Below are 1575 nucleotides of genomic sequence, written 5' to 3' on the forward strand. Positions count from 1 at the left end.
GAACCGACCACCGCTCTCGACGTCACCATCCAGGACCAGATCCTCAAATTGCTGCTTGATCTGCGCGACAGACTGGCGATGAGTGTCGTGCTCGTTACCCACGATCTCGGTGTCATTGCCGGGACGTGCGACCGCATGGCGGTGATGTATGCCGGGCGCATCGTTGAGATGGGAACGGTGATCGACGTGTTCCAACAGCCCCGCCATCCCTACACGCGTGGTTTGCTCGGGTCTGTGCCGCGTGCTGGCGCTGTCCGAACCATGCTTTCATCGATCGAGGGGACGCCGCCCAGCCTGACGGATCTTCCGGCGGGATGCGCATTCCACCCGCGTTGCAGCTTTGCAACCGATATATGCAAGAGGGAGCGGCCACCGCTCCAATCGCTTGGTGCTGACCGAAAGGTCGCCTGTTACCATCATGATCGTGTAGCGGCTGCGGAGGCGATCCTTTGAGCGCTGTCCCAATCATCTCCGTCGACGGAGTTTCCAAGCAATTCGGCGCCTCGTATTCGCTGATGCGGCGCCTGACCGGCGAGCCGCCATTGGCGGTTCATGCGCTGAACAATGTCAGCTTCGAGGTGCATCGCGGTGAAACGCTCGGTATCGTCGGCGAATCCGGTTGCGGCAAATCCACTTTGGCACGGTGCCTGGTGCGTTTGCTGGATCCGGACGCCGGCGCTATCCGCTTCGAGGGCAGGGACATCTCGACCTTGCGATCTGCCGAGCGCCGCGCCTTCAACAAGCGGGTGCAAATGATCTTCCAGGACCCGTACGGCTCGCTCAATCCCCGAATGACCGTCAGCCAGGTCCTGAGCGAAGCGCTGTCAGTGCACCGCATGCGACCGAAGAAGGATATCCCGGCTCGCATTATCGACCTTCTCGATCTGGTGCGACTGCCACATGACGCGGCTTCACGCCATCCGCATGAGTTTTCCGGAGGTCAGCGTCAACGCATCGGCATCGCCCGCGCGCTCGCGGTGGAACCCGATGTCATTGTGGCCGATGAGCTCGTCTCGGCACTTGATGTGTCCGTTCAGGCACAGGTCATCAATCTGCTGTTGCGGCTGCAAGAGGAGTTGCATCTTACGCTGATTTTTGTGGCCCACGATTTGCGGCTGGTGCGCCATATCTCACATCGCGTCGCGGTCATGTATCTCGGACAGATAATGGAAATAGGGCCGTCCGAAGGCGTATTTGCCTCGCCGCGCCACCCATATTCGAAAGCGCTGCTCGATGCGGCGCCCGAACTTGACCCGACCCATAGATCAAGGGTCGTCGCGGCACGCGGTGAATTGCCAAGCCCGCTGAATGTTCCGCCCGGTTGCCCGTTCGCAAGCCGCTGTCCGCATGTATTCGATCGCTGCCGCGTCGAAAGGCCGGCACTGACCAAGCGGGCTCCCGCCCACAGCGCCGCCTGCCATCTTGTCGATTTCGGCGCCATGCCATCGGCACTGGCGGACGCGGTCTGATTGCCGCCGATTCGTAGTCGAACTCGAGGAATTTCCGATGAGCTTTACCATCTTTGAAAGTGAAGTCGCCAAGGTCAATGATATCCTGTGCGCCGTTAATCTATTG

General features: G+C 60.3%; 2 protein-coding genes. Both read left to right on the plus strand.

Going from position 1 to position 1575, the window contains the following annotated elements:
* On the plus strand, positions 1-453 hold a 453-nt coding region (locus ACXJ5O_RS26485), incomplete at its 5' end, for an oligopeptide/dipeptide ABC transporter ATP-binding protein (RefSeq protein ID WP_457302506.1).
* A gap of 62 nt (positions 454-515) precedes the next feature.
* Entirely contained in the window at positions 516-1469 is a 954-nt protein-coding gene (locus tag ACXJ5O_RS26490; protein ID WP_457302507.1) for an ABC transporter ATP-binding protein, read from the plus strand.
* Positions 1470-1575 lie beyond the last annotated feature (106 nt).

This window comes from Phyllobacterium sp. P5_D12 (assembly GCF_054049495.1).

Coding starts and splice junctions, on each gene's coding strand:
- ACXJ5O_RS26490 (WP_457302507.1), top strand. CDS start 516: ATGCGGCGCCTGACCGGCGAGCCGCCATTGGCGGTTCATGCGCTGAAC.